24 protein-coding genes are annotated in these 19,768 nt (G+C 45.4%); 18 read left to right on the top strand and 6 right to left on the bottom strand.

Annotated features, from left to right (window positions below; translation table 11 throughout):
- The first annotated feature begins 320 nt into the window (after positions 1–320).
- Entirely contained in the window at positions 321–971 is a 651-nt protein-coding gene (locus ACQY6F_RS11275; RefSeq protein WP_428774426.1) for an FMN-binding negative transcriptional regulator, read from the top strand.
- A 76-nt stretch (positions 972–1,047) separates the two neighbouring features.
- On the opposite strand, the gene ACQY6F_RS11270 is transcribed toward ACQY6F_RS11275, so the two are convergent.
- Positions 1,048–1,287 carry a PAS factor family protein gene (locus tag ACQY6F_RS11270; protein WP_428774425.1) on the bottom strand — a complete coding sequence of 80 codons (240 nt, stop codon included), beginning with the start codon at positions 1,285–1,287 and terminating at the stop codon, positions 1,048–1,050.
- 199 nt (positions 1,288–1,486) lie between these two features.
- Between ACQY6F_RS11270 and ACQY6F_RS11265 the strand changes: the two genes are divergently transcribed.
- Both ACQY6F_RS11265 and ACQY6F_RS11260 read left to right on the top strand, forming a co-directional pair.
- Complete coding sequence (locus ACQY6F_RS11265; RefSeq protein ID WP_428774424.1) at positions 1,487–2,026, top strand: GNAT family N-acetyltransferase; 540 nt, start codon at positions 1,487–1,489, stop codon at positions 2,024–2,026.
- 212 nt (positions 2,027–2,238) lie between these two features.
- Positions 2,239–2,487 carry a DUF3297 family protein gene (locus tag ACQY6F_RS11260; RefSeq protein ID WP_428774423.1) on the top strand — a complete coding sequence of 83 codons (249 nt, stop codon included), beginning with the start codon at positions 2,239–2,241 and terminating at the stop codon, positions 2,485–2,487.
- Positions 2,488–2,624: 137 nt separating this feature from the next.
- On the opposite strand, the gene ACQY6F_RS11255 is transcribed toward ACQY6F_RS11260, so the two are convergent.
- Positions 2,625–2,900 carry a nitrogenase-stabilizing/protective protein NifW gene (locus tag ACQY6F_RS11255; protein ID WP_428774429.1) on the bottom strand — a complete coding sequence of 92 codons (276 nt, stop codon included), beginning with the start codon at positions 2,898–2,900 and terminating at the stop codon, positions 2,625–2,627.
- A gap of 407 nt (positions 2,901–3,307) precedes the next feature.
- Between ACQY6F_RS11255 and ACQY6F_RS11250 the strand changes: the two genes are divergently transcribed.
- Together ACQY6F_RS11250 and ACQY6F_RS11245 are read left to right on the top strand one after the other, a co-directional pair.
- Positions 3,308–3,916, top strand: a complete 609-nt coding sequence (locus tag ACQY6F_RS11250; RefSeq protein ID WP_428774422.1) for an outer membrane beta-barrel protein — start codon at positions 3,308–3,310, stop codon at positions 3,914–3,916.
- 137 nt (positions 3,917–4,053) lie between these two features.
- Positions 4,054–4,287: a hypothetical protein gene (locus ACQY6F_RS11245; RefSeq protein ID WP_428774428.1), complete on the top strand. Its 234-nt coding sequence runs from the start codon at positions 4,054–4,056 to the stop codon at positions 4,285–4,287.
- A gap of 80 nt (positions 4,288–4,367) precedes the next feature.
- Here the strand turns inward: ACQY6F_RS11245 and ACQY6F_RS11240 are convergent, their stop codons facing one another.
- From ACQY6F_RS11240 to ACQY6F_RS11225, 4 genes are read right to left on the bottom strand one after another with little or no spacing between them, the layout of a single operon-like run.
- Positions 4,368–5,300 (bottom strand): LysR family transcriptional regulator, encoded by a 933-nt coding sequence (locus ACQY6F_RS11240; RefSeq protein ID WP_428774420.1) that lies wholly within the window; start codon positions 5,298–5,300, stop codon positions 4,368–4,370.
- Between the two features lie 16 nt (positions 5,301–5,316).
- Positions 5,317–6,570 (bottom strand): TRAP transporter large permease, encoded by a 1,254-nt coding sequence (locus tag ACQY6F_RS11235; RefSeq protein ID WP_428774419.1) that lies wholly within the window; start codon positions 6,568–6,570, stop codon positions 5,317–5,319.
- Positions 6,564–6,995: a TRAP transporter small permease gene (locus ACQY6F_RS11230; protein WP_428774418.1), complete on the bottom strand. Its 432-nt coding sequence runs from the start codon at positions 6,993–6,995 to the stop codon at positions 6,564–6,566. The genes ACQY6F_RS11235 and ACQY6F_RS11230 overlap by 7 nt, the downstream gene beginning before the upstream one ends.
- Positions 6,996–6,999: 4 nt before the next feature.
- Positions 7,000–7,878: a TRAP transporter substrate-binding protein gene (locus ACQY6F_RS11225; RefSeq protein WP_428774417.1), complete on the bottom strand. Its 879-nt coding sequence runs from the start codon at positions 7,876–7,878 to the stop codon at positions 7,000–7,002.
- A 454-nt stretch (positions 7,879–8,332) separates the two neighbouring features.
- Here ACQY6F_RS11225 and ACQY6F_RS11220 point away from each other — a divergent pair, with 454 nt between their 5' ends.
- The 13 genes from ACQY6F_RS11220 (at position 8,333) to ACQY6F_RS11160 (ending at position 19,762) form a co-directional block, all read left to right on the top strand.
- Positions 8,333–9,559, top strand: a complete 1,227-nt coding sequence (locus tag ACQY6F_RS11220) for an MFS transporter (protein WP_428774415.1) — start codon at positions 8,333–8,335, stop codon at positions 9,557–9,559.
- 40 nt (positions 9,560–9,599) lie between these two features.
- Entirely contained in the window at positions 9,600–11,270 is a 1,671-nt protein-coding gene (gene fdrA / locus ACQY6F_RS11215; protein ID WP_428774413.1) for an acyl-CoA synthetase FdrA, read from the top strand.
- 14 nt (positions 11,271–11,284) lie between these two features.
- The gene (locus tag ACQY6F_RS11210) at positions 11,285–12,541 is read left to right on the top strand and encodes a DUF1116 domain-containing protein (RefSeq protein ID WP_428774412.1); all 1,257 of its coding nucleotides are present in this window, start codon (positions 11,285–11,287) and stop codon (positions 12,539–12,541) included.
- 52 nt (positions 12,542–12,593) lie between these two features.
- Positions 12,594–13,406: a DUF2877 domain-containing protein gene (locus tag ACQY6F_RS11205; RefSeq protein ID WP_428774410.1), complete on the top strand. Its 813-nt coding sequence runs from the start codon at positions 12,594–12,596 to the stop codon at positions 13,404–13,406.
- Positions 13,407–13,416: 10 nt separating this feature from the next.
- A complete protein-coding gene (locus ACQY6F_RS11200) occupies positions 13,417–14,367 on the top strand; it encodes a carbamate kinase (RefSeq protein ID WP_428774408.1) in 951 nt (316 codons plus the stop codon).
- Between the two features lie 234 nt (positions 14,368–14,601).
- Positions 14,602–14,778 (top strand): hypothetical protein, encoded by a 177-nt coding sequence (locus ACQY6F_RS11195; protein WP_428774407.1) that lies wholly within the window; start codon positions 14,602–14,604, stop codon positions 14,776–14,778.
- 83 nt (positions 14,779–14,861) lie between these two features.
- Positions 14,862–16,109, top strand: a complete 1,248-nt coding sequence (locus ACQY6F_RS11190) for an MFS transporter (protein ID WP_428774405.1) — start codon at positions 14,862–14,864, stop codon at positions 16,107–16,109.
- Positions 16,110–16,302: 193 nt separating this feature from the next.
- Entirely contained in the window at positions 16,303–16,740 is a 438-nt protein-coding gene (locus ACQY6F_RS11185) for a hypothetical protein (protein WP_428774404.1), read from the top strand.
- A 154-nt stretch (positions 16,741–16,894) separates the two neighbouring features.
- Positions 16,895–17,665 carry a GNAT family N-acetyltransferase gene (locus ACQY6F_RS11180; RefSeq protein ID WP_428774403.1) on the top strand — a complete coding sequence of 257 codons (771 nt, stop codon included), beginning with the start codon at positions 16,895–16,897 and terminating at the stop codon, positions 17,663–17,665.
- 48 nt (positions 17,666–17,713) lie between these two features.
- Entirely contained in the window at positions 17,714–18,202 is a 489-nt protein-coding gene (locus tag ACQY6F_RS11175) for an AAA family ATPase (protein ID WP_428774402.1), read from the top strand.
- A gap of 62 nt (positions 18,203–18,264) precedes the next feature.
- Positions 18,265–18,747: a PaaI family thioesterase gene (locus ACQY6F_RS11170; protein ID WP_428774400.1), complete on the top strand. Its 483-nt coding sequence runs from the start codon at positions 18,265–18,267 to the stop codon at positions 18,745–18,747.
- A 100-nt stretch (positions 18,748–18,847) separates the two neighbouring features.
- Positions 18,848–19,276: a hypothetical protein gene (locus tag ACQY6F_RS11165; protein WP_428774399.1), complete on the top strand. Its 429-nt coding sequence runs from the start codon at positions 18,848–18,850 to the stop codon at positions 19,274–19,276.
- 54 nt (positions 19,277–19,330) lie between these two features.
- A complete protein-coding gene (locus tag ACQY6F_RS11160) occupies positions 19,331–19,762 on the top strand; it encodes a GNAT family N-acetyltransferase (protein ID WP_428774397.1) in 432 nt (143 codons plus the stop codon).
- Positions 19,763–19,768: the final 6 nt, after the last annotated feature.

Here is a 19,768-nt window from a genome sequence, read left to right as displayed (position 1 = left end):
CTAGAGGCAGGTGTTTACTGTTTGCAGATAAACTTTGTCAAAAAAGGCGCTGAGCTGAAGAGTCTTCGCTTGATCAAGTTATAACTGTAGACCAGTTCACTCATAATAGTGATTTTACTAGGCCTGGCCAGAAAATTGGTCAGGCCTAAACAGCCGACTATCCGTTATTCACGTTCCTAATCAACATATACTGCATTGCTTTACCGGCGTTTTAAAGCGTTCGCATAAGACTCGCAACATTAGGCATTTCATCAAACGTGTGTTAACTCTAGTGCCATATTCGTTGCCTTTCATCTGGCGTTGGCATACTCGGAGGTAAAATGTATATACCCAAGAAATTTCAGCAGGACAATATCAAAGAGCTTGTCGCAACAATGCGTCAGTATCCTTTTGCCACGGTAGTATTGCATACAGATGAGGGGCTGGAGGCCTTTCACCTTCCGGTAATAGTTGAGCAAGAGGACGAACGGTTATTTTTGCAAGCTCACATTGCCAAAGCCAATTCTATATGGAAAAAAGTCCAATCTGGGGCAGAAGTGCTGGTCATATTTAACGGACCAAATTGCTATGTGTCTCCAAACCATTATCCGACAAAAGCGGAACATGGCAGGGCCGTTCCAACTTGGGACTACGTGGTGGTTCACGTCAAAGGTTCGCTGTCATTTATCCATGATCCAGACCGGATTTACACCATAATTGACAAACTGACTACTGAGCATGAAGCGGCTTCAGTACAACCCTGGTCGATGTCAGATGCGCCAGCAGATTACATTCAGAAAATGCTGCCAGCGATTGTAGGGGTAGAGATCGAAGTTAATTCAAGAGTAGGCCAATGGAAACTGAGCCAGAATCAACCGGATGTGAATCAGCAAGGTGTCGTCGATGGCCTGATATCCCTTGATACCCCTGAATCCAAAAATATTGCCGCTTTGGTAAAGGCTCAAATGAAGACCAGTAATATGAATGATTAGCTGGGTGTTGTGTAGTAGGCCGAATGAAAAATGGCCCGATTGGGGTTGTCGGGCCATGGTGAAGTGCTCGTATTAATTAACGCTCTGGTGTTTCCAGTAGCTTAACGGCGATCTCCACTGCGTTATTGATGCTTTCACTATCTTCAAGTTTTCCAGAACTGGCGGGGCCTAGGGCACAAGAATAGAGCTCCAATTGTTTGTCGAAAGGCAAATCCAGCTGCTGGTACAGATTTTGACGAATTTGGGCATGGTGTTCAGGTTCTTCGCTAGCGAGACTCATTAGAGTGTCATAAATAAGTGTTGTTGTAGCTTTCATGGTTATATCCTTATTATTATGCGGGGGATTACTCTTATATGTTTATTTAAGAGCCATAAATCAGGAGCGTCAATTATATAACAAAGTGCTAACGATGAAATTGCCTTAAGTGGCATTTTTGATTCACTTTTTAACTGTTTTTGCAAATAATTATTACTTTCATACGTAATACGCCATAACACCTTAAGGAGGTATTAATATGGAAATAGTGGTGCCATCTGTAGATCTCGAGTCCGAATTTCTTCGATTTTACAATGACTTTGCTCTAAATGATGCTGAGAATTCAGACTATTACCTTGAGGGAGAATCGAATTTCTCAAAATATGTTCAGCGATTGTCTGACGAAGCAAACGGGGTAAATTTACGTGAGGGTTATGTGCCATGTAGCCATTTTTGGTTAGTGAACTCTGACAAAGTTATTATTGGGGCAATTCGCGTGCGACATAATATCAACAATGACTTTCTGTCTTTAGAAGCCGGGCACATAGGGTATGACATTGCACCATCGCATCGGGGCAAAGGTTATGGCAAATTGATGCTCAAATTAGCTTTACCAAAAGCCAGGGCTTTAGGGCTTGATAAGGCATTGCTCATCGCGGATGAGGATAATATACCATCACGTAAGGTCATCGAAGCCAATGGTGGCAAGTTTGAAAAGATAGTAATGGGTCAGGTATTTGCGAATCCACTCGCGAGGTATTGGATTCCACTTATTCCGGATGGACAGACAGGCGGCTGAAGTACACTCTATTGTCACCTCCGGTTGCCAATACCTTCTGAACCAAAACGGCGCGAGTGTCGCAACGGCAAAGCGCAGACCGTTCGAACCCAATATCTGGCGTTTGCGGCTCCAGTTCTCAGGTGAGTGACTTGCCTTGCTTATGGTTGTTGAGCCTTTGGCCAGTATTGTCTAAAATGCTCAGCTCCTTATCTAATTCAGGCCATATAACAATGAGCGAAAACAACTCAAAACCGACTCTACCAGACCATCTTTCTGGCAATCCTCGCAGCCGATTCTTTGTGGAGGAGTGTTTTGAACATCACATTGGTATCCGTCTTAACGGAAAAGAGCGTACTGATGTCGAAGAATATTGCATTAGTGAAGGTTGGGTTAAAATCCCTTCTCCTAAAGCGAAAGATCGTTACGGTAATCCAATGTTGATCACCCTCAAAGGTGAAGTGGAAGCGTTCTACAAATAGTTGGCACTAAACCACCATTCATATTAAAAAACACAGAGCCTCTAGAGCTCTGTGTTTTGTTTTCAGGCAGGAAAAACTTCCCATCGCCTTTATCCCTGGGCGACATCACCAATCTGACATAACCGGTAAAAAATAGGTTATCGTCTCTCACATGTCGTGCAGCCACGACAAGCTTGCCGGGTCAGTTTGTCTAAGCGAGATCGCTGGATTTTGCAGTAGGCATTTTTGAGTGCACGACGAGCCGCAAACCAATCCTCTGGTTTGGCGATAATCAGGTTGCCATTGAACCGTTTCACCAGCGGAACCCGGTATTCATTAATGAACTTACTGTCATAGCTAATTTCAAAGTAATCAAGAGCTTGCTCAATAGAAGTGAATGTTGCTATGGTATCTTGAATGTTTGTATGACTCATTTGTCGTGACTGCAATTTAATCTGCAGTAAAGGTAGCACAGGCATTGACACTCCGTTTTGATTTAAATGCGTCTTTCATTGATATGTCCGGCTCTACTTGTTATGGAGACAAGTCAACAAGTTAGGAGTAAGTAAACGGCGTAATTTATTTTTTGAATCAAACACCTGTCCAATTACTTTCAAAGCTATCAGTTTGGATCAACTTGTCCTGTGATAGCGAAACCGTTTTTATTACATGCTGCTGAGTTGATCTTCTTTTTTGTTGTGTAAGTGGGCTTGGCTGTGTTCAATTAGAACAGCTTATTTGGTCAAATTGGTAGAGATTTCCATCAAGACGTCTATCAAACTCAATAGTTAATTACTCAAGATATCAGCATCTTGTTAGGCTTAAATTTTCAAGGTTGTTTATGAAATTAAGTTGTCTCCCTGTTGCCGCTGTTGCTATTTTTACGGCAGATGTACATGCTGCATTTGAAAGTGCAGATCATAATCTACATAAATCAGATAGGCCTGTTTACGTTGGTGTAGATTTTGCTTTTGCAAATAAAACAAAGCTAACGGCGCACGGCTCTTCAATTGAGGAAACCAGTAACTTCGGGCATGCAGGATATAACCTTGTTGCTGGCTACGAAATCAATTCACATCGCTTAGTAAAACTCGGATTGGAAGCTGAGTATCGCCAACTAGGAAAAATAAAATATCTGGATGAATTGGATGTTTCGGGGCGTGGATTATTCGTTAATGTAAAACCCAGATTTATAGTTGAATACGACTTTGCTGACGTTTACTTATCATTGTTAGGCGGTGTAGGCAGCATCGACCTCGACGCACATTCACCCGCGTACCAAGTCTCAGAGTCAAAGTCTGAAGCGGGATATCAACTGGGGATAGAGCTTGGAATGGAAATAAACCACGCTATCAATCTAGTTCTGGGGTACCGCTCCTCCCATGTTGAAGTTAGTAACACCAATATTATCTTTAGTAGTGGCTATATAGGTGGACGATACCACTTTTAAGCTGCTGGCTATAGCGGAGCAGTATTAATGTAAATCTAATGTTCTAGCGTCAACGACAGTCAGCAAATCAGAGGTTTTGTTTCGTGCTGACATTTATTACTGGTTGGTTGGCTCTAAAATTTAAAATGGCAGAGTCTATGTCCGCAAAGAAAGAAGTACATTTTTGTCCTACATGTGGTGTAGAAACACAACACATTGTTGTTTTGGTTAGAAAAGAGAGCCCTTTTAAGGGGTCAAAAAACCAAAAGTTTAAAGAATTTATTGCGGGTGTCATAAAAGGCTGGGCACTAGGGGCATTTGTCGCATCTATGGATGAGTTTTCTCGCCACCTTATCTGTGAAAAGTGCGGAGCTAAAATAGTGCAAGACTGACGGGTGGAAATGCGTCCAAAGCACCAATGTCATTTTCGCTTGTTACATATGGTGCTTTGGTCTGCCGGGGGTACAATAAGTTAATGGCTCGGTTTATCAATATTGGCGTAAAACGGCGCCATCAACGGATGATCCTGGGCCACCATTTGCTTCAGTTCGTTAACTATTTGCCCGCTGGCATCTTTACGCCAGCTTATAGACATGGGCGAGCGGCCACGTGGATTTGCTGTCGTACGCGTAATTAACTGGCCGGAGTTGAGTAACCGTGTAGCTATAGTATGGGGTAGATAACCGACTCCGATACCTTGGGTGTGCATTTGGATTTTTGTTTCAAAGTCTGGGACCAGTAGTTCCTGTTGACCTTTAAGTAACCAAGCTTTACGCCGAACCAGGTGGCGACTGGTATCTTCTACGTTAATGGCGGTGTAGCCGCGTAGATCGTCGTCCGACAAGGCCTTGTGAATATGACTGACTGGGTGAGTCGGGGCGGCGACGAACATCCAGCTCATCTCCCCCATACTGACGGATTGGAGATCATTGCTGATCGGATGCCAACCAGGAGTACCAATGGCGAATTGAGAGTCTTCACTCAGTAGTGAGCCCCATACTCCGTTATACACTTCGCGAAGAAATCGAAACTCCGTTTTTGGGTATTTGTTATGCAAATATTGGGTCAGCTTGGTAATGGCGAAGCGATCGTATAGCAGTTCATTTATCGCTATCCCAACCGAATGTTCAATGTTGTTTTTGATCTGTTCTATGTCGGAGCTCAGACCCATAAAATCATTAAATAGAACCTCGAGGCGGTGCTGTAGATATTCTCCTTCAGGAGTAAGTTTAAAACTACGCGTGCTGCGGTTGATCAGTTCGACGCCAAACTCTTTCTCTAATGATTTAATTCGATAAGTGACGGTCGCCGTGGAGCGATGAATGAGTTTCGCCGCCTCGTTGAAAGATTGACATTTAGCCACGGTTAAAAACGTGCGTACCGACTCTAAGTCCAAATTAAGCATGGGGTGTCCTTGGTAGTTATACCAGTGTGATGATGATGACATTGACCAGCAGTAAAGCAAATCCAGACATCAGATAAAATGGCTTTAAAGCCTGAACGGTATGAGTGTAGCTTTTTCCACCAATTTCCTGGGCGACAAACAGGCTCAAGCCAAACGGGGGAGTAAACATACCAATGGCACCAGTTATAGCCATAATGACACCGATGGCGACCAGGGATATGCCCAAACTCTGGCTAATGGCAATAATGACGCCGCTTAGTATGACGGCGAGTGACGTCACGTCAATCAGCATACCTAGTAGCAAAAACATGAGGTTAAGCAAAAGCAAAGGAATAATGTAGCCATCAAATTGCTCGCAGATCATGGATACAAACTCCAGAACATTACTTTCCGCTACTAACCATCCTAGCAAGCTTGCCGCCGCCATGATGACCATTATCTGGCTACAGGTCAGCGCTGATTCGACTGCGATATGATAAACCTGTCGTAACGTAAGATCTTTGTACAGCACACAACTCAAAAATAGCCCGTAGGCGATGATAATGACTCCGGCCTCTGTCGGACTGGTGATACCAGTGGAAATACCGACGATGACAATACTGGGAAGCAGTAATGATGGAGCTGAGTCGAGCAGTTGATTCAGTACTGTTCGCAATGAAGGCCATGGCTTTTTCGGGTAGCGCATTATGATGGCGTAAGCGATGGTACAAAGAAGGAATAACCCGCCAAAAATAAACCCTCCAATCGCCCCGTAGAGAAACAAAGCCTGGACAGAAGCACCTGTCACTACACCATACACGATCAGAAATATGCTAGGTGGGATAACAATACCAAGTGAGCCGGTACTAATAATCAGTCCCAGGGTGAAATTTTTGTTGTAACCACTTTCCAGCATGGATTGAGTTGAAATCCGACCAACCGTTAATACCGTGGCAGGCGCAGAGCCACTAATCAGTGAAAAGAACATCGAACTCAATACCGTAGAAATGGCCATACCACCATTAAAGTGGCCAAATAGCTGCTGCATAAATTGAATGATCTTTTTACCAATGCAGGATGACGCAATGATGTTACCGGCAAAGATGTACAGCGGTATTGCCAGTAATGAGTATTTGTCGATACCGCTGTAAAGCTGTTGAATCACGATTTCTGGATAAATGTCCTGGCGTAGCACGATATACAGCAGGGACGAAAACAAAATTGCACCGTAAATCGGAGTACCCATAATGATCAGAGCAATAAGCAATATAATGAGAAGCGCAATCAGCATATGTCCTCCGCCTGATGAGATGGTTTACTGAGCAACATGGCAAAAAAGGCCGCAGGAATAATTAAATAGTTAATCCATATCGGTAATCCGGTTGTTGATGAGCTGCGAGCATAGGGGATAATCAGGGACAGAAAATTCACGGATATCAATCCTACTGTGAGGTGTGTTACCCACATGATGGCGTGATTAATTTTGCCCAGTGTCGGGTATTTATCCTCCAATAGCGTAATTTTGATGGAACGTTTATCCAAAGCTAATAACACACCTCCCAGATAAACCATCCATATCATCATGGTACGAGCAATCTCATACGACCAGGTAAGGGAGGTCCCAAACACCGATCGCAGGACCACTTCCAGCGTTAGCAGCAGACTCAAACACAACATAAGCCCACCGAGTATCATTCTGATTCCGTTTAGATTCATGTCATTAGTTCTCTCTAATCTTTCTGACTATGGGTTGCAAGCTCTCCTGCACGGGCAGATGTTGTAATTTCGATCTGATTTCTTGCATGCCGCTGCTGGAGTAAAGCTTGGTATTCCCTGAAGTGATGATCTCCTGCAAATAGTCGTCTTCCAGCTGTGAGGATAACGCGCGCTGTTGTTGTCTGGCGATCTGTTCAGCCTGTTGCAAAATTTGCTGCTGTTGTTCGGTTAAGCCGGAGAACCAGCGCTGTGAAACAATAAATGCGTAAGCAAGATAGCCATGATTACTAAGGACTAATTCATTCTGCACTTCGTATAAGCGCATTTTTGCAATGGAAACCAAAGGGTTTTCCTGGCAACGGGTAATGCCGTGTTGTAACGAGACGTAAATTTCGCTAAACGGGATCACAAGTGGCAGGGCACCAATGGTTTTATATTGTTGCTCTAAAATTTCACTGGCCATGATGCGTACTGACACATTCTTCAATAATGGTTCACCGTCTGTTGCGTTTTGGACTACGTTATTGCAGGTCAATTGCTTAAACCCGGATTCCCAAAAGCCAAACCCGACCATTCCTTTGCTTTGCATGTTGTCGTTAAACATCTGCCCGGCAGTTCCGTCTAGCGTTTTGTATGCATGTGCTTTGTCAGAGAAAAGATAAGGATAATCCAACGCCTTAAGGCTGGGTACGAAGTTGGCCAGTTTAGAAGTAGGGATGACGGCAGCGTGAATAATACCGATTTGCAATAATTCTGTCGAATATTGGTCATCACCCAGGCTATTTGCCGGATAAATCTCAACGCGCATTTCGCCATTACTCAGATTTTCAACCTGCTGCTGAAATATTACAGCTCCTTTATGTAGGGCGCTATCAATAGCCATATCATGATGAAACCTTATTGTTTCAACAGCATATGTGCCTGAACTGAATATGGTGATGAAGGGCAATAATAGCAAATAGCATTTTATGTTGAAAAATATACGTCTCACGATATTACCCAGTTGCAGTGTTGATAGGGAATTATAACAACTTTAACCCGGAGAAAATTTGATGATTAACAAATTAAAATCAAATTGCCCTTATAATTAAAAATCCTTTAACCTCTTTTATATCAATAAGTTAACAGTTGAACTTCGCCCTGTTTTAAAAAAATAAAACTCAGAACCGCTTTATGTTTAAAAAATTAAAATAATTTGATTTGAATCTATTTAATCTGGGTTGTCCGACTTATTTAAAAAAATTAAACAATTAAAATATGGTGATTTACGTCACTTTCAATATTTAAGTTATTGCGACTTAATAGGGGCAGGTTCAATAACGTGGATGATATGGATTATGAGTCAAGAAATAGTAAATAAATCTCCAGCGAGTAAAGTTGGAATACCAGCATGGTGGGTTACCGTGGGTATGTTTTGGTTAGGTTGGGTATTTATGTATGCTGACCGAACTATTCTTAACCCGGTTATGGGAGATATTCAAAGTGAATTTTCATTAAGTAACACTCAGTTAGGTCTGATTAACTCAGCTTTCTTCTTTGTTTATGCGGCACTTCAAGTACCTTCAGGAATTCTGGGTGACAAAATTGGTAAGAAAAAAGTGTTGGTTCCAGGGTTTATATTCTTCGGAATCTTTACTGCGGTCTCTGGGATGGCCAAATCGTTTGGTGCGCTTTTATTTGCACGAGGCGCGACAGGAGCAGGTGAAGGTACCTATTATGGGCCGCAATATGGTTTGTCTAGCGAACAGATTCCCGAAGAAAAACGCTCTTTTGGTACCGCGATTATCAACTCAGGTATGGCGGTAGGTACGGCCGGCGGATTTATGGTGGCCAGTTGGTTAGTGTATGACTTAGGGTTTAGCTGGCGCATGCCTTTCTACGTGATGGCGGTACCCACTATTGTTGTCGGCCTATTGATCTGGTTCTTTGTTAAGGAAAAGAAAAACACTGCCAAATCGGAAAATGCAGCAGAAAAAACCAATTTCTTTGAACTAATTAAAGACAAAAACCTATTACGTGTTTATGTCACCGTTTTCTGTTCGCTATTCGGCTTCTTTGTAATTTTAACTTGGTTACCATATTACTTGCAGTCTGAACGTGATATCGCAGGTAGTGAGATTGGCTTTATCTCCTCGCTGGTTGCTTGGGTTTCTATTCCAGGTGCACTGCTGTGGTCGACAATTTCTGACCGGATTGGTAAACGTAAAATTGTAGCTATTCCTTTATTAGTTGCTGCAATTATCAGTATTTCTTGTATTGCTTATCTGCCAACTATGCCACTAGTAATTACCGCGATTTGCGTATACGGCTTAGTAGGTAAACTGGCATTGGATCCAATTCTGGTGGCATCTGTGGCTGATAGTGTAAAACCATCACAATATTCATCTGCTTTTGGTTTGTTTAATTTCATCGGCATGAGTTCATCAATTATTGCACCAACTTTAGCAGGATTAATGACGGATATGACAGGAAGCTTGGCTGCGAGTTTCTATTTATCTGCTGTGTTATTGGTCATTGGTTTGATTTCATTTGCAGGTATTAAAGAGAAGCCAGCTCGCCAGTAAGCAGAAACACACAAAATAACATAATGTAATTGAGGCAAAAATGATTATTGGATTTATAAAATCAAACTGTTTTCAAGATTCTGTCAGTTTGATGATTATTTCAAAAAAATTATCTGGACTAGAATCGGTTAACCTGGTTTCTGTCATGATGGGGACGCCAGCAAATAAAGATTTGTTCCTTTCTACTGGCATGTGGCATTCAATGTTTGAACTCGCAACGCCGAATGACATTTGTATTGCGGTTGATGTTGATAATGAAAAAGATGCGCAAGCAGCTTTAGACGAAGTCGCAGAGCATCTGGATCAAGAGCTCGCCAGCATTGCCAGTGGCGCTAAAGGCAAATCTCTTCCTACTGTACGTAGTTGGACCAGAGCAAGGCAAATTCTGCCGGAAGCCAACTTGGCGCTTATCTCTGTGGCAGGTGAATATGCCGCTGAGACTGCGAACAAGGCGTTGGAATACGGCCTCAATGTCATGTTGTTTTCTGACAATGTTCCTACTGAGCAAGAGCGTCAGTTAAAACTCACTGCGCAAGAGAAAGGCCTGCTGGTGATGGGGCCAGATTGTGGTACAGCGTATATATCAGGTATTCCACTGGCATTTGCTAACAAAATGCCAAAAGGCCCCATCGGCATCGTAGGGGCATCGGGAACCGGTATCCAGGAAGTGTGCTCGCAAATTGCTTTGCTGGGAAGCGGCATCACACACGCTCTTGGACTGGGTGGTCGGGATTTGTCTGCTGACATAGGCGGAATCAGTGCCAAATCAGCACTAAAAATCCTTGATGAAGATCCTGAGACTAAGGTGATTGCGTTTGTCTCCAAGCCGCCTGCGGCCAGTGTGCGCGAAGAGATCCTGGCGTGCATGCAGGAGCTGTCTAAGCCAGTTGTTGCTATTTTCTTAGGTGATAAACCAGAACAATCTCAGATCGGAAATGTGCATTTGGCTTACACCCTGGATCAGGCGGCCAAAATTGCATGTCAGGTTGTACAAGCAACGGAATATATTGAATCAATTGGTGGCGAAGCGCTCAGCAACAAAACCGTACGCGGCTTATACACTGGCGGCACGCTGGCGGCCGAATCGGCAATGCTGGTTGCAGAGCAGTTTGGCTTACAGGTATCGGCGACTCACCCCAATGGCGAAATGCTCAATGACCAAGGGCATCTGATTATCGACCTTGGGGATGATGCCTACACGATCGGCCGGCCACACCCGATGATCGATCCTTCGACGCGTTCAGACCAGATCCTGGCTCTGAAAGACCAAGCATTTGGTGTTTTACTGCTGGATGTGGTTTTGGGCTTTGGTGGACATGCCGAACCGGCGCAGGCGGTAGTTGAAGCCGTCACAGAGTTGCGTGAACTGCGTGATGCGCCATTTGCCGTGGTCGCGACGGTAACCGGTACTCATGACGATCCTCAATCCCGATCAGAGCAAGTTGCGGTACTTGAAGCGGCAAATATCAAAGTCGTCAGTACCGTACCAGAGGCGGTGGCGTTGAGTGCGATTCTGCTTTCATGCAATCCGACTCCGCCGGCCCAAGGTGAAGCGCACTATCTATTGCAAAAACCTCAAATCATCAACATTGGTCTCAGTGGCTTTGCCGATGATCTTCTGAGCTGTGACGCGCAAGCGATCCACTATCGCTGGGCCCCTGTCGCGGGTGGCAATGCACATTTGGCTGAACTGTTGAACAAACTTTCTTAATTAGGTGAAACAAAATGAAATACGATATTAACCAAGCGAACCAAGAAGTAATTGCAAAAATTAAGGCGGCAAAGCCGTTTTGGCTTGGGGTTAAACCAGCAAAAGAAGTGATTCCACAACTAAACGAAGGCCGGACTTTGCTTCACGCCGGTCCTCCTATTGAGTGGCACGACATGACAGGGCCAATGAAAGGCGCTTGTATCGGTGCCAGCCTGTATGAAGGTTGGGCTAGCACTGAAGAAGAAGCGGTTGCAATGCTGAGCCAGGGTGAAGTGAAGTTCACACCTTGTCACCATGCTAATGCTGTAGGACCAATGGGCGGAATAACCTCTGCCACCATGCCGGTCATTGTGGTGAAAAACACTGAGCATGGCAACGTTGCTTACTGCAACCTGAACGAAGGCATCGGTAAAGTGATGCGATTCGGTGCCTATGGAGATGATGTTCAGGCCCGTCTGCGTTGGATGCGTGATGAGTTTGCTCCCATGCTGGACGAAGCGTTAAGCCAGTTCGAAGGTGGCCTGGATCTGACGGCAATCATGGCACAAGCAATTACGATGGGTGATGAGTTCCACCAACGGAATATCGCTGCCTCGGCTCTGCTAGCGAAAAAACTGGCCCCACATATTGCCAGCCAGCAACGTGACATGGCGGCAATTACCAAAGTGCTGGAGTTTTTGAGCGCAACCGATCAATTCTTCCTGAACCTGACTATGGCTTACTGTAAAGCGGTAATGGATGCAGCAGCCTCGATTGGTAAAGGTTCTATCGTGACAGCACTAACACGTAACGGTAAAGATTTTGGTATTCGGGTGAGTGGTCTGGGTGATCGTTGGTTCACCGCGCCAGTGAATACTCCGCAAGGTCTGTTCTTTACCGGTTATTCACAAGAGGATGCAAACTCAGACATCGGTGATAGTGCCATCACAGAAGCATTCGGTGTTGGTGGCGCAGCAATGATAGCGGCACCTGGCGTGACTCGATTTGTAGGTGCAGGTGGTTTTGACGCAGCGTTGGATACCTCTGAAGAGATGAGTGAGATCTATCTCGACAACAACGAAATGCTGCAAATCCCAACTTGGGATTTCAAAGGGGCATGTGTGGGCTTGGACATTCGACGCGTAGTGGAAACGGGTATTACGCCGCTGATCAATACCGGTATCGCACACAAAGAAGCCGGTATCGGCCAGGTGGGTGCTGGTACAGTTCGTGCGCCACTAGGCTGCTTTGAAGGTGCACTGGAAGCACTGGCCAAAGAAGTTGACGCATAATTAAGCTCTAAAGCTAGGGCAGCCTTATTGCGGCTGCCCTTGGTGAGGCACTATGGTGACGATCTTTCCACAAGCTGCATCCTCGACTCTGGAATTCCGGGGTGAGTACCAGTTGTTTAGCAGTCATGACAAGGCCGTGAATCTGATCAATCAGTTTGGCCAGTTAGTGTCTTTTCATCCTTCTTTGCAATACCTGAGCCCGTTTGGGATTGCGTTTCGACCGGCAGATTTTGAATACGTGCGTTCTACCTGTCTTCAGGCAGAAAAATTCTCAGTGGATAGTCTCAACTCTTTGTTGATGGAACGCTGTCGAATTATTCCGTCGAATAGGGGAATCGTACTCAAAGTCCGACCCACCTCGTGTGGCTTTAAAGATGCGTCCATTTTTTCCAATGTGGGTGTTGAGGTAAATGGGTTTGGCTGCAGCAACGAATACATGCTCAATCAGCTGTTACCGCCGATTGATTCGATTGCTGAGTACCTGAAGACGCCAACCCTCATTACTGCGCGGCAGGTTGTGCAACACATTGGGCTAGGACAGGGGCTTACTCCCAGCTTTGATGATGTGTTAGTGGGCTTGTTGGCTACGCTATTCTGCCAGGATCGATGCAAGGACTATTTGGACCCGTTAACCAAGGCATTGGCAGAAACGGATTTGAGTGCTCAAACAACGACTGTGAGTAAAAGTTTTATTATTCACGCTATGCACGGAGAGTTTTCTTACCCTCTCCTCAAACTGATTTCATCGTTTAAATACGACAGTAAAACCGTCGAACAGGCTATTAAGCAGTTTATTCAACACGGACATACATCGGGACGAGATACGCTACTAGGTATTGCTATCGCGTTCCAATATATCGACTAACAGGTGATTTATGAAACCAACTATTGTTATTGCCTTAGGTGGCAATGCACTACTACGTCGTGGGCAAGTCCCATCATACGAAAACCAATTGAGCAGCGTGGCTTTGGCCGCTGAATCTATTGCCAAATTAAGCGAACATTACCGAGTGGCCATCGTGCACGGTAACGGTCCGCAAGTAGGGTTACTGAGCCAGCAGAATGAAGCATTCCAACAGTCGGTACCTTCATACCCATTGAGCTGCCTGGTTGCCGAAACTCAAGGGATGATCGCCACCATGCTGGTGCAGGAACTGCGTAAGCGTGCCAATAAGGATATTGTTTCTATCCTTACCCATGTTGAGGTTGATGCTAATGGCCCAGAGTTTGATGACCCGACTAAGTTCATCGGCCAGGTATACAGCCATGAAGAAGCGCTGAAACTGGCTGAGCAATACAACTGGGAAATTCGAGCTGATGGTCAGTACTATCGACGAGTCGTCGCATCACCAAAGCCCAAGAAAGTGCGCGAAAGTAAGGCGATTAAACAGGCGTTAGAACAGGATAATATCGTCATTTGCTGCGGTGGTGGTGGTATCCCTGTTGCTGAAGCTGGTGGTGAGATCAATAACGTGGATTGTGTGATTGATAAAGATGCGACTGCATCTCTGCTATCCCGTGAAATATCCGCTGACTATTTTCTAATCCTTACTGATGGCGACGGCATCTTCATTAACTGGGGACAGCCTGATCAGTTCAAACTGGATACGGTTAGTTGTGAAGCCTTAAAACAGTACCAATTTGATAAAGGCTCTATGCAACCTAAAGTGGACGCAATCGTAGACTATGTTGAAACGACTCCTGGCTCGACGGGTGTAGTCGGCGACTTAACTTTGGCATTGGAGTCCCTGGCGGGTACCGCCGGAACTCAAGTGGTGAAAGAACCTGCCGCACAACCTCGTGTTGAACTTGAATTAACTCACTAATTAGCTCCCCATCCCCCCTTTCACGATAGAGCGTCTTTGATTAACATTCTCCCTCAGCTGGCGCTCTATCGTGTTTTTTACCCCCACAACATAAACGTTGTTTTGACTAGTTACATAGGGTGCTTTAGTCTGGCGTTCTACAGTTGCTGACTTATGGCTTACCCCGAAATGTTAGGTTTTGTGCTATTACTGCCAGTGGTAGCAGTGCAAATACAACTAATGAGGGTGCAAACGATGAGTGACAATAATCAGGCCAGTGATAAGTCCAGTTGGGCGATTGGCGGTGGTACGCTGCTTGGGCTCGGTGTCGGGCTGATCTTATTAAAGTTTTCCGCTTTGGCATTCGTTGGATCACTGATCGCTGGGATTGGCCTCGGGCTGATTATCACCGCGATATTATCAAAAATTTAGTTGATGACGGATTGCCAGCAGGCTAACCGTGTCTGGGCGTCAATAGCGCAAACACAGCTTGTGGGATAAAGAGTAGGTGTTGAGTGAACAGACATAAATTGCTTCGGGTATATGCCAGCCAACAGGGACTACACTGGACTATCAATGGTGTCGCTATTCCTGTGCTGGTGCTTATTTTTCAGTCAAAAGGACTCAACCTGCAGCAGATTGGTCTGGTGATGGCGACCTGGGTCGGCAGTACCGCAATGCTGGAAATCCCGCTTGGTGGGGTGGCGGATAAATACGGCAGAAAAAATACCTACTTATGGTCGTTAGTGGTGAATATCTTCGGCTGTATTGCGCTCTATTTTGCAGCAGACGTATACACGCTGATGCTCTCGGCTTTTTTGCTAGGCGGTGCTCGTGCGATCTATTCCGGGACGTTGGACGCCTGGTTTTACGACCGCTTCAATTCCGCCCAGGGTGGGTTGACCTATCATCAAGCAATAGCAAAGGTCAATGTTCTGGTTACGCTTGGACTCGCATTAGGCGCTTTGATAGGAGGATGGTTACCTGATTACGTAGTTGAATCCTCGTTGGCGCTGACCAGCATCTATGATCTGAATATTATTGTTATCGCCATAGCGAACCTAGTACTGATGTTCGTTACCTGGCTAATCATTGATGATAAGCCCGCAGAGCAGCATTCTGCGGCAGACCATCAACAGACTGGCATACTCGCTCATAGTACGGCTGTCGTCCGGGAGTCGCTGAGTCATGATGTGTTAAAGCGGCTGATGCAAACCATGCTAGTGTATGGCCTGGTATTGAGCAGTATTGAGAACTACTGGCAACCTTTCTTATCGGCCATTATCAGTAATGGCGATTATGGTGTATCCATCTTTGGCATTATTACTGCGTTATACTTCTTGATGTCGAGTGCATCATCGCTATTTTCGGTTCGCTTGTTACGTCTGTTTTCCGGGTCGCACCGAATGTTGATGTTTACTACCCGCACTATGTCCGGGCTGGTTTTTATCGCGCTGGCGTTTAGTGACGATATCTATTCTTTTGCCGTTTATTACCTGGCGTTTTTCTTTCTATTTACCGTTGGCAACAGCTCAGAGCGGGTTCTGCTCAATGACAATACCAAAGAAAAACAGCGCTCGACCATGTTGTCAGTCAGCTCTTTCATCATGACCTTCGGCGCGGTTATTTCTTCGTTGCTGTTCGGCTATATCTCGGAGCAATATGGTATTCAATACAACTGGGTAATCTGCGGCATATTGCTGGTGATCAGCTCGGCTTTATTTGTCTTGATCCCGAAACAAAGGGCGCTTTCCGCAGCTTAATAGGTCGTTGCCGATTTTTACTGAGCCACGATAAACTTAGCACCATGATTCTGCTTTAATCCGGTTGGGTTAATCGTCACAACCAGTTGTGAAGTATGGCTATACTAGATTTGTTGATTTCATTTAGATGGTATCAGTCATGTCACGAGCGCCAAACCATGCGAGATTTAAGCGGTTTTTGAAGGATATCACTGTGCATACACCGTTTGTTGAGATGGTGGCACTGCAGGTAGTGCTTTGGTTGCTGTTCTCCTATGGTCTGTACTACTTTGAATTGGGCGTAGCAGGCACATCTATTCATTCTTATGGTGATGCGTTGTACTGGGGAATTGCTGCATTTTCTACTGCGGGTATCGCCGATATGCCGTTGTCAGGTTCGGCTAAATTTGTTGGTGGTATATGGATCATCATCGGTTCTATGGTGTTTTTTGGCACCATAGTCGCGACAGTAACCACCTATTTTATGCGGCCAATGCAACGGCCTCACAAGAGAATAATTGATACGATTGAATATAACCTTGAACAGTTAGGTGACCTGGATATCGATGAACTGGATTTATTGAAAGAGACAGTTGACACCTTGATTGTTCACGTTGAGCATATAAAGAAAAAACAACAATCCAAAAAGTGACAATTATTACTTTGAGTGCGCATTATAAAAGGGCCGGGTCTGCTTAACTATAGGTTATTTTTTTACCACCTTACCGCTCAGTGTAGTTATTAATTGATGGTTTATACCTCCCTGGGTAAATACCCTGGTTATGGCAGTCAATATTGAGGGATTAATGGAAAATCGTACGGCAAGAGATGCATTTAAATCTTACTTTCGTTTTAACAATCAGCGCACTTTGTCGACTCTTCTACCGAGTGAACTGGACATAATCGAATCAGACCGTTTTACCGCATTTATCGACAAAACTCGTCGGTATGACAACCAGGTGGTGATGCACGCGCCTTGTACCCGTGAGCAGCTTAGTGATGCGTTAAGCCTGTATGGGCCAGAGTATATGCCAGAAATCAGTATTGAATCATGGGCAGAAAGCGACAGCATCAACCAATACCTGGCAAGCCGGGGTTATCGCCTGGCATTTTACCATCAGTTTCTCTGGATGCCGGTTGAGCAGGTTAACACGGTACAAGACAGCCTGAACTCGATACAGGTTGAGCAATGGGGCGCAGACAGAGCGGATGACTTTCTGGCGCTGCTTGAAAGCTCAGGCTTAAAGTGTTCGCCGCAGGTTTGGCAAATCAAACGTTCATATTACTGTACGGATCAGTTCCGTTGTTTTGTGGCGTTGATAAATGGAAAACCGGCTGGCTGGGCCACTATGTTTATTGATGGACGAATCGCGACTCTGGCCAACGCATTTACTCAGCCACAGTACCGAGGGCAAGGCTGTCAGACTGCACTGCTGAATGCCCGGATCCAGGAAGCGAAAACTTTCGGAATTGAAATGCTGTTAACTGATGTCATTCAGGATTCGGTGAGCAGCAGAAACTGTATTTCAGCCGGGTTTAACACTCACTGCATAAAAAAGGTGTGGAACCCGGCATAACTTGTCGCGTGTTAAGTAGGACGACGGAACATGGAGGTCGAGGTGAATATGGACCATTTAGGAACTCTGATATTTTTCTGTGGCAAAATGGGGGCTGGCAAATCGACCAGCGCCAAGCGTATCGCGGTGGAAAGAGATGCGGTGCTGATTTCCGAAGATGAGTGGCTCTCTGCTCATTACCCCGATCAAATTCATACGTTTGATGATTACCTGACCTATTCAGCGACCATAAAGCCGTTTGTTAAACTGCTTGTTCAGCGTATTCTTCACACGGGTACCGATGTGGTAATGGATTTTCTAGGCAATACACCCGCTCAGAGAGCCTGGTACAAGCAGTTGTGTGCAGAAGTTGGTTGTGACCATCAGCTCTGGTACCTGGGTGTGTCAGACAAGAAGTGTCTGCTGCATATCGCTCATCGACGCACCGAGCAACCGCACCGGGCGCAGTTTGATACTGAAGAAGTGTTCCGTCATGTTAACCAGTATTTCCAGCCGCCATCATCCGGCGAGGGGTTAAACATACTATTAGTGTCTTAAATACCCGTGTTCGCAGCTTAAGCGACGACTATTTTGAACAGCACTAGAGAAAAAGGATTTTCATGAATCAACAACCAGCTATTCAGGACCAAATCCCCAACAACCATTGCTTTGGCTGCGGGCCGTGTAACCCCAATGGGTTGCAAATAAAAAGCTACTGGAGTGGCGAGAATGAGTCGGTGTGCACCTTTACACCTGCAGCGCACCACAGCGCCGGACCAGTCCAATTTTTGAATGGTGGTATTATTTCCACCGTTATCGACTGCCACTGTATCTGTACTGCCATAGCGAAAGGCTATCAGCTTTCAGGCCGCGAGATAGGCACCGGTGACATCGTCTGGTATGCGACCGGTACCCTGACCGTGCAATATCTCAAGCCCGTGCCGATTGATAAGGATGTGAGACTGCAAGCAACCATCAATGAGGTTGCCGATAACAAGATCACGCTAACCTGTGAGCTCTGGTCAGAAGGGGAGTTGTGCTGCACCAGCACGGTAGTGGCGGTAAAAGTCCCGAGTCATTGGTTAGACCGTACAGGTAAATAGTCTTCACGAACCGAACCAGAGTTAAAAGGAGCCGCCGGTTACTCGTTGTGATTGGGGCGCAGATAACCAAGCGGGCTGGTGCGAGCCAAAGGTGATAGAAATGACTTACGAGCAATGGGCGATAGTCGCAGATTGTTATACGCCGATACTGGCCGGTTTGAGTGCCTTTATTATCTACCGGCAGACAAAATTGGCACCAGGCTCGATACAAGGCGCGGTAATGCCGCTGTTTTTTACAATCTTGCTGGCTTATACCGTTATGCTAGTGGATGACTATATGCAGCTGTGGCCGTCATTTGGTGCCGATTTCAGTACCCACACCGCCATCGCACTGGTGTTTGTCATGCACTTAATTTTGAATCTTGGTAAGACAGGCTGGCTTGTCCTGGCCTCCCTGTTGGCGTATTGCCATTTGATGTATTTTCAGGGTTACCACAGCTATCTGGACATGGTGACCACGGCGGTATTTTTCTTACCTATGTTCTGGGCGATTTTCAAATATGTGGGCACGCCTGAACCACGAGGTTAGTGTCGATCGAATGAAAAGTGCTGAAACCCGCCCTTATTGATTTATGGAGCAATTATGGAAGTACTCTATCTACAACAAAACTCAGACTACAACAAAGTGATGGATGTGCTGTTACAACTGCGTCCAAGCTACAATCGCCAGTCGCTCTCTGAACAGGTTCAGAAACAAATTACCCAGGGTTATCAGGTGGTGTATGTGAAATCTGATCAGGATGTGTTGGCAGCGGCCGGATTCGTGGTGGGTGAAAAACTGGCCTGGGGTAAACATGTCTATATCGATGATCTGGTGACCAGTGAATCCAGCCGCTCTACTGGCGTAGGCGCTTTTCTCATCGACTGGTTTAAAGCTTACTGCCTGGAGCATAACTGTGAACAACTGCATCTGGATTCGGGAGTGCAGCGTTTCTCTGCTCACCGGTTTTACCTAAGCCATCGTTTTGATATCACCAGTCATCATTTCGCTTTGACCGAAATCAGCAGTAGTTAATTGGAT

It is taken from the genome of Vibrio sp. (genome assembly GCF_050299255.1).
Classification (GTDB): domain Bacteria; phylum Pseudomonadota; class Gammaproteobacteria; order Enterobacterales; family Vibrionaceae; genus Vibrio.
Note: the sequence above shows the minus strand (reverse complement) of the source record. Positions and strands in the feature narration are given on the sequence as shown.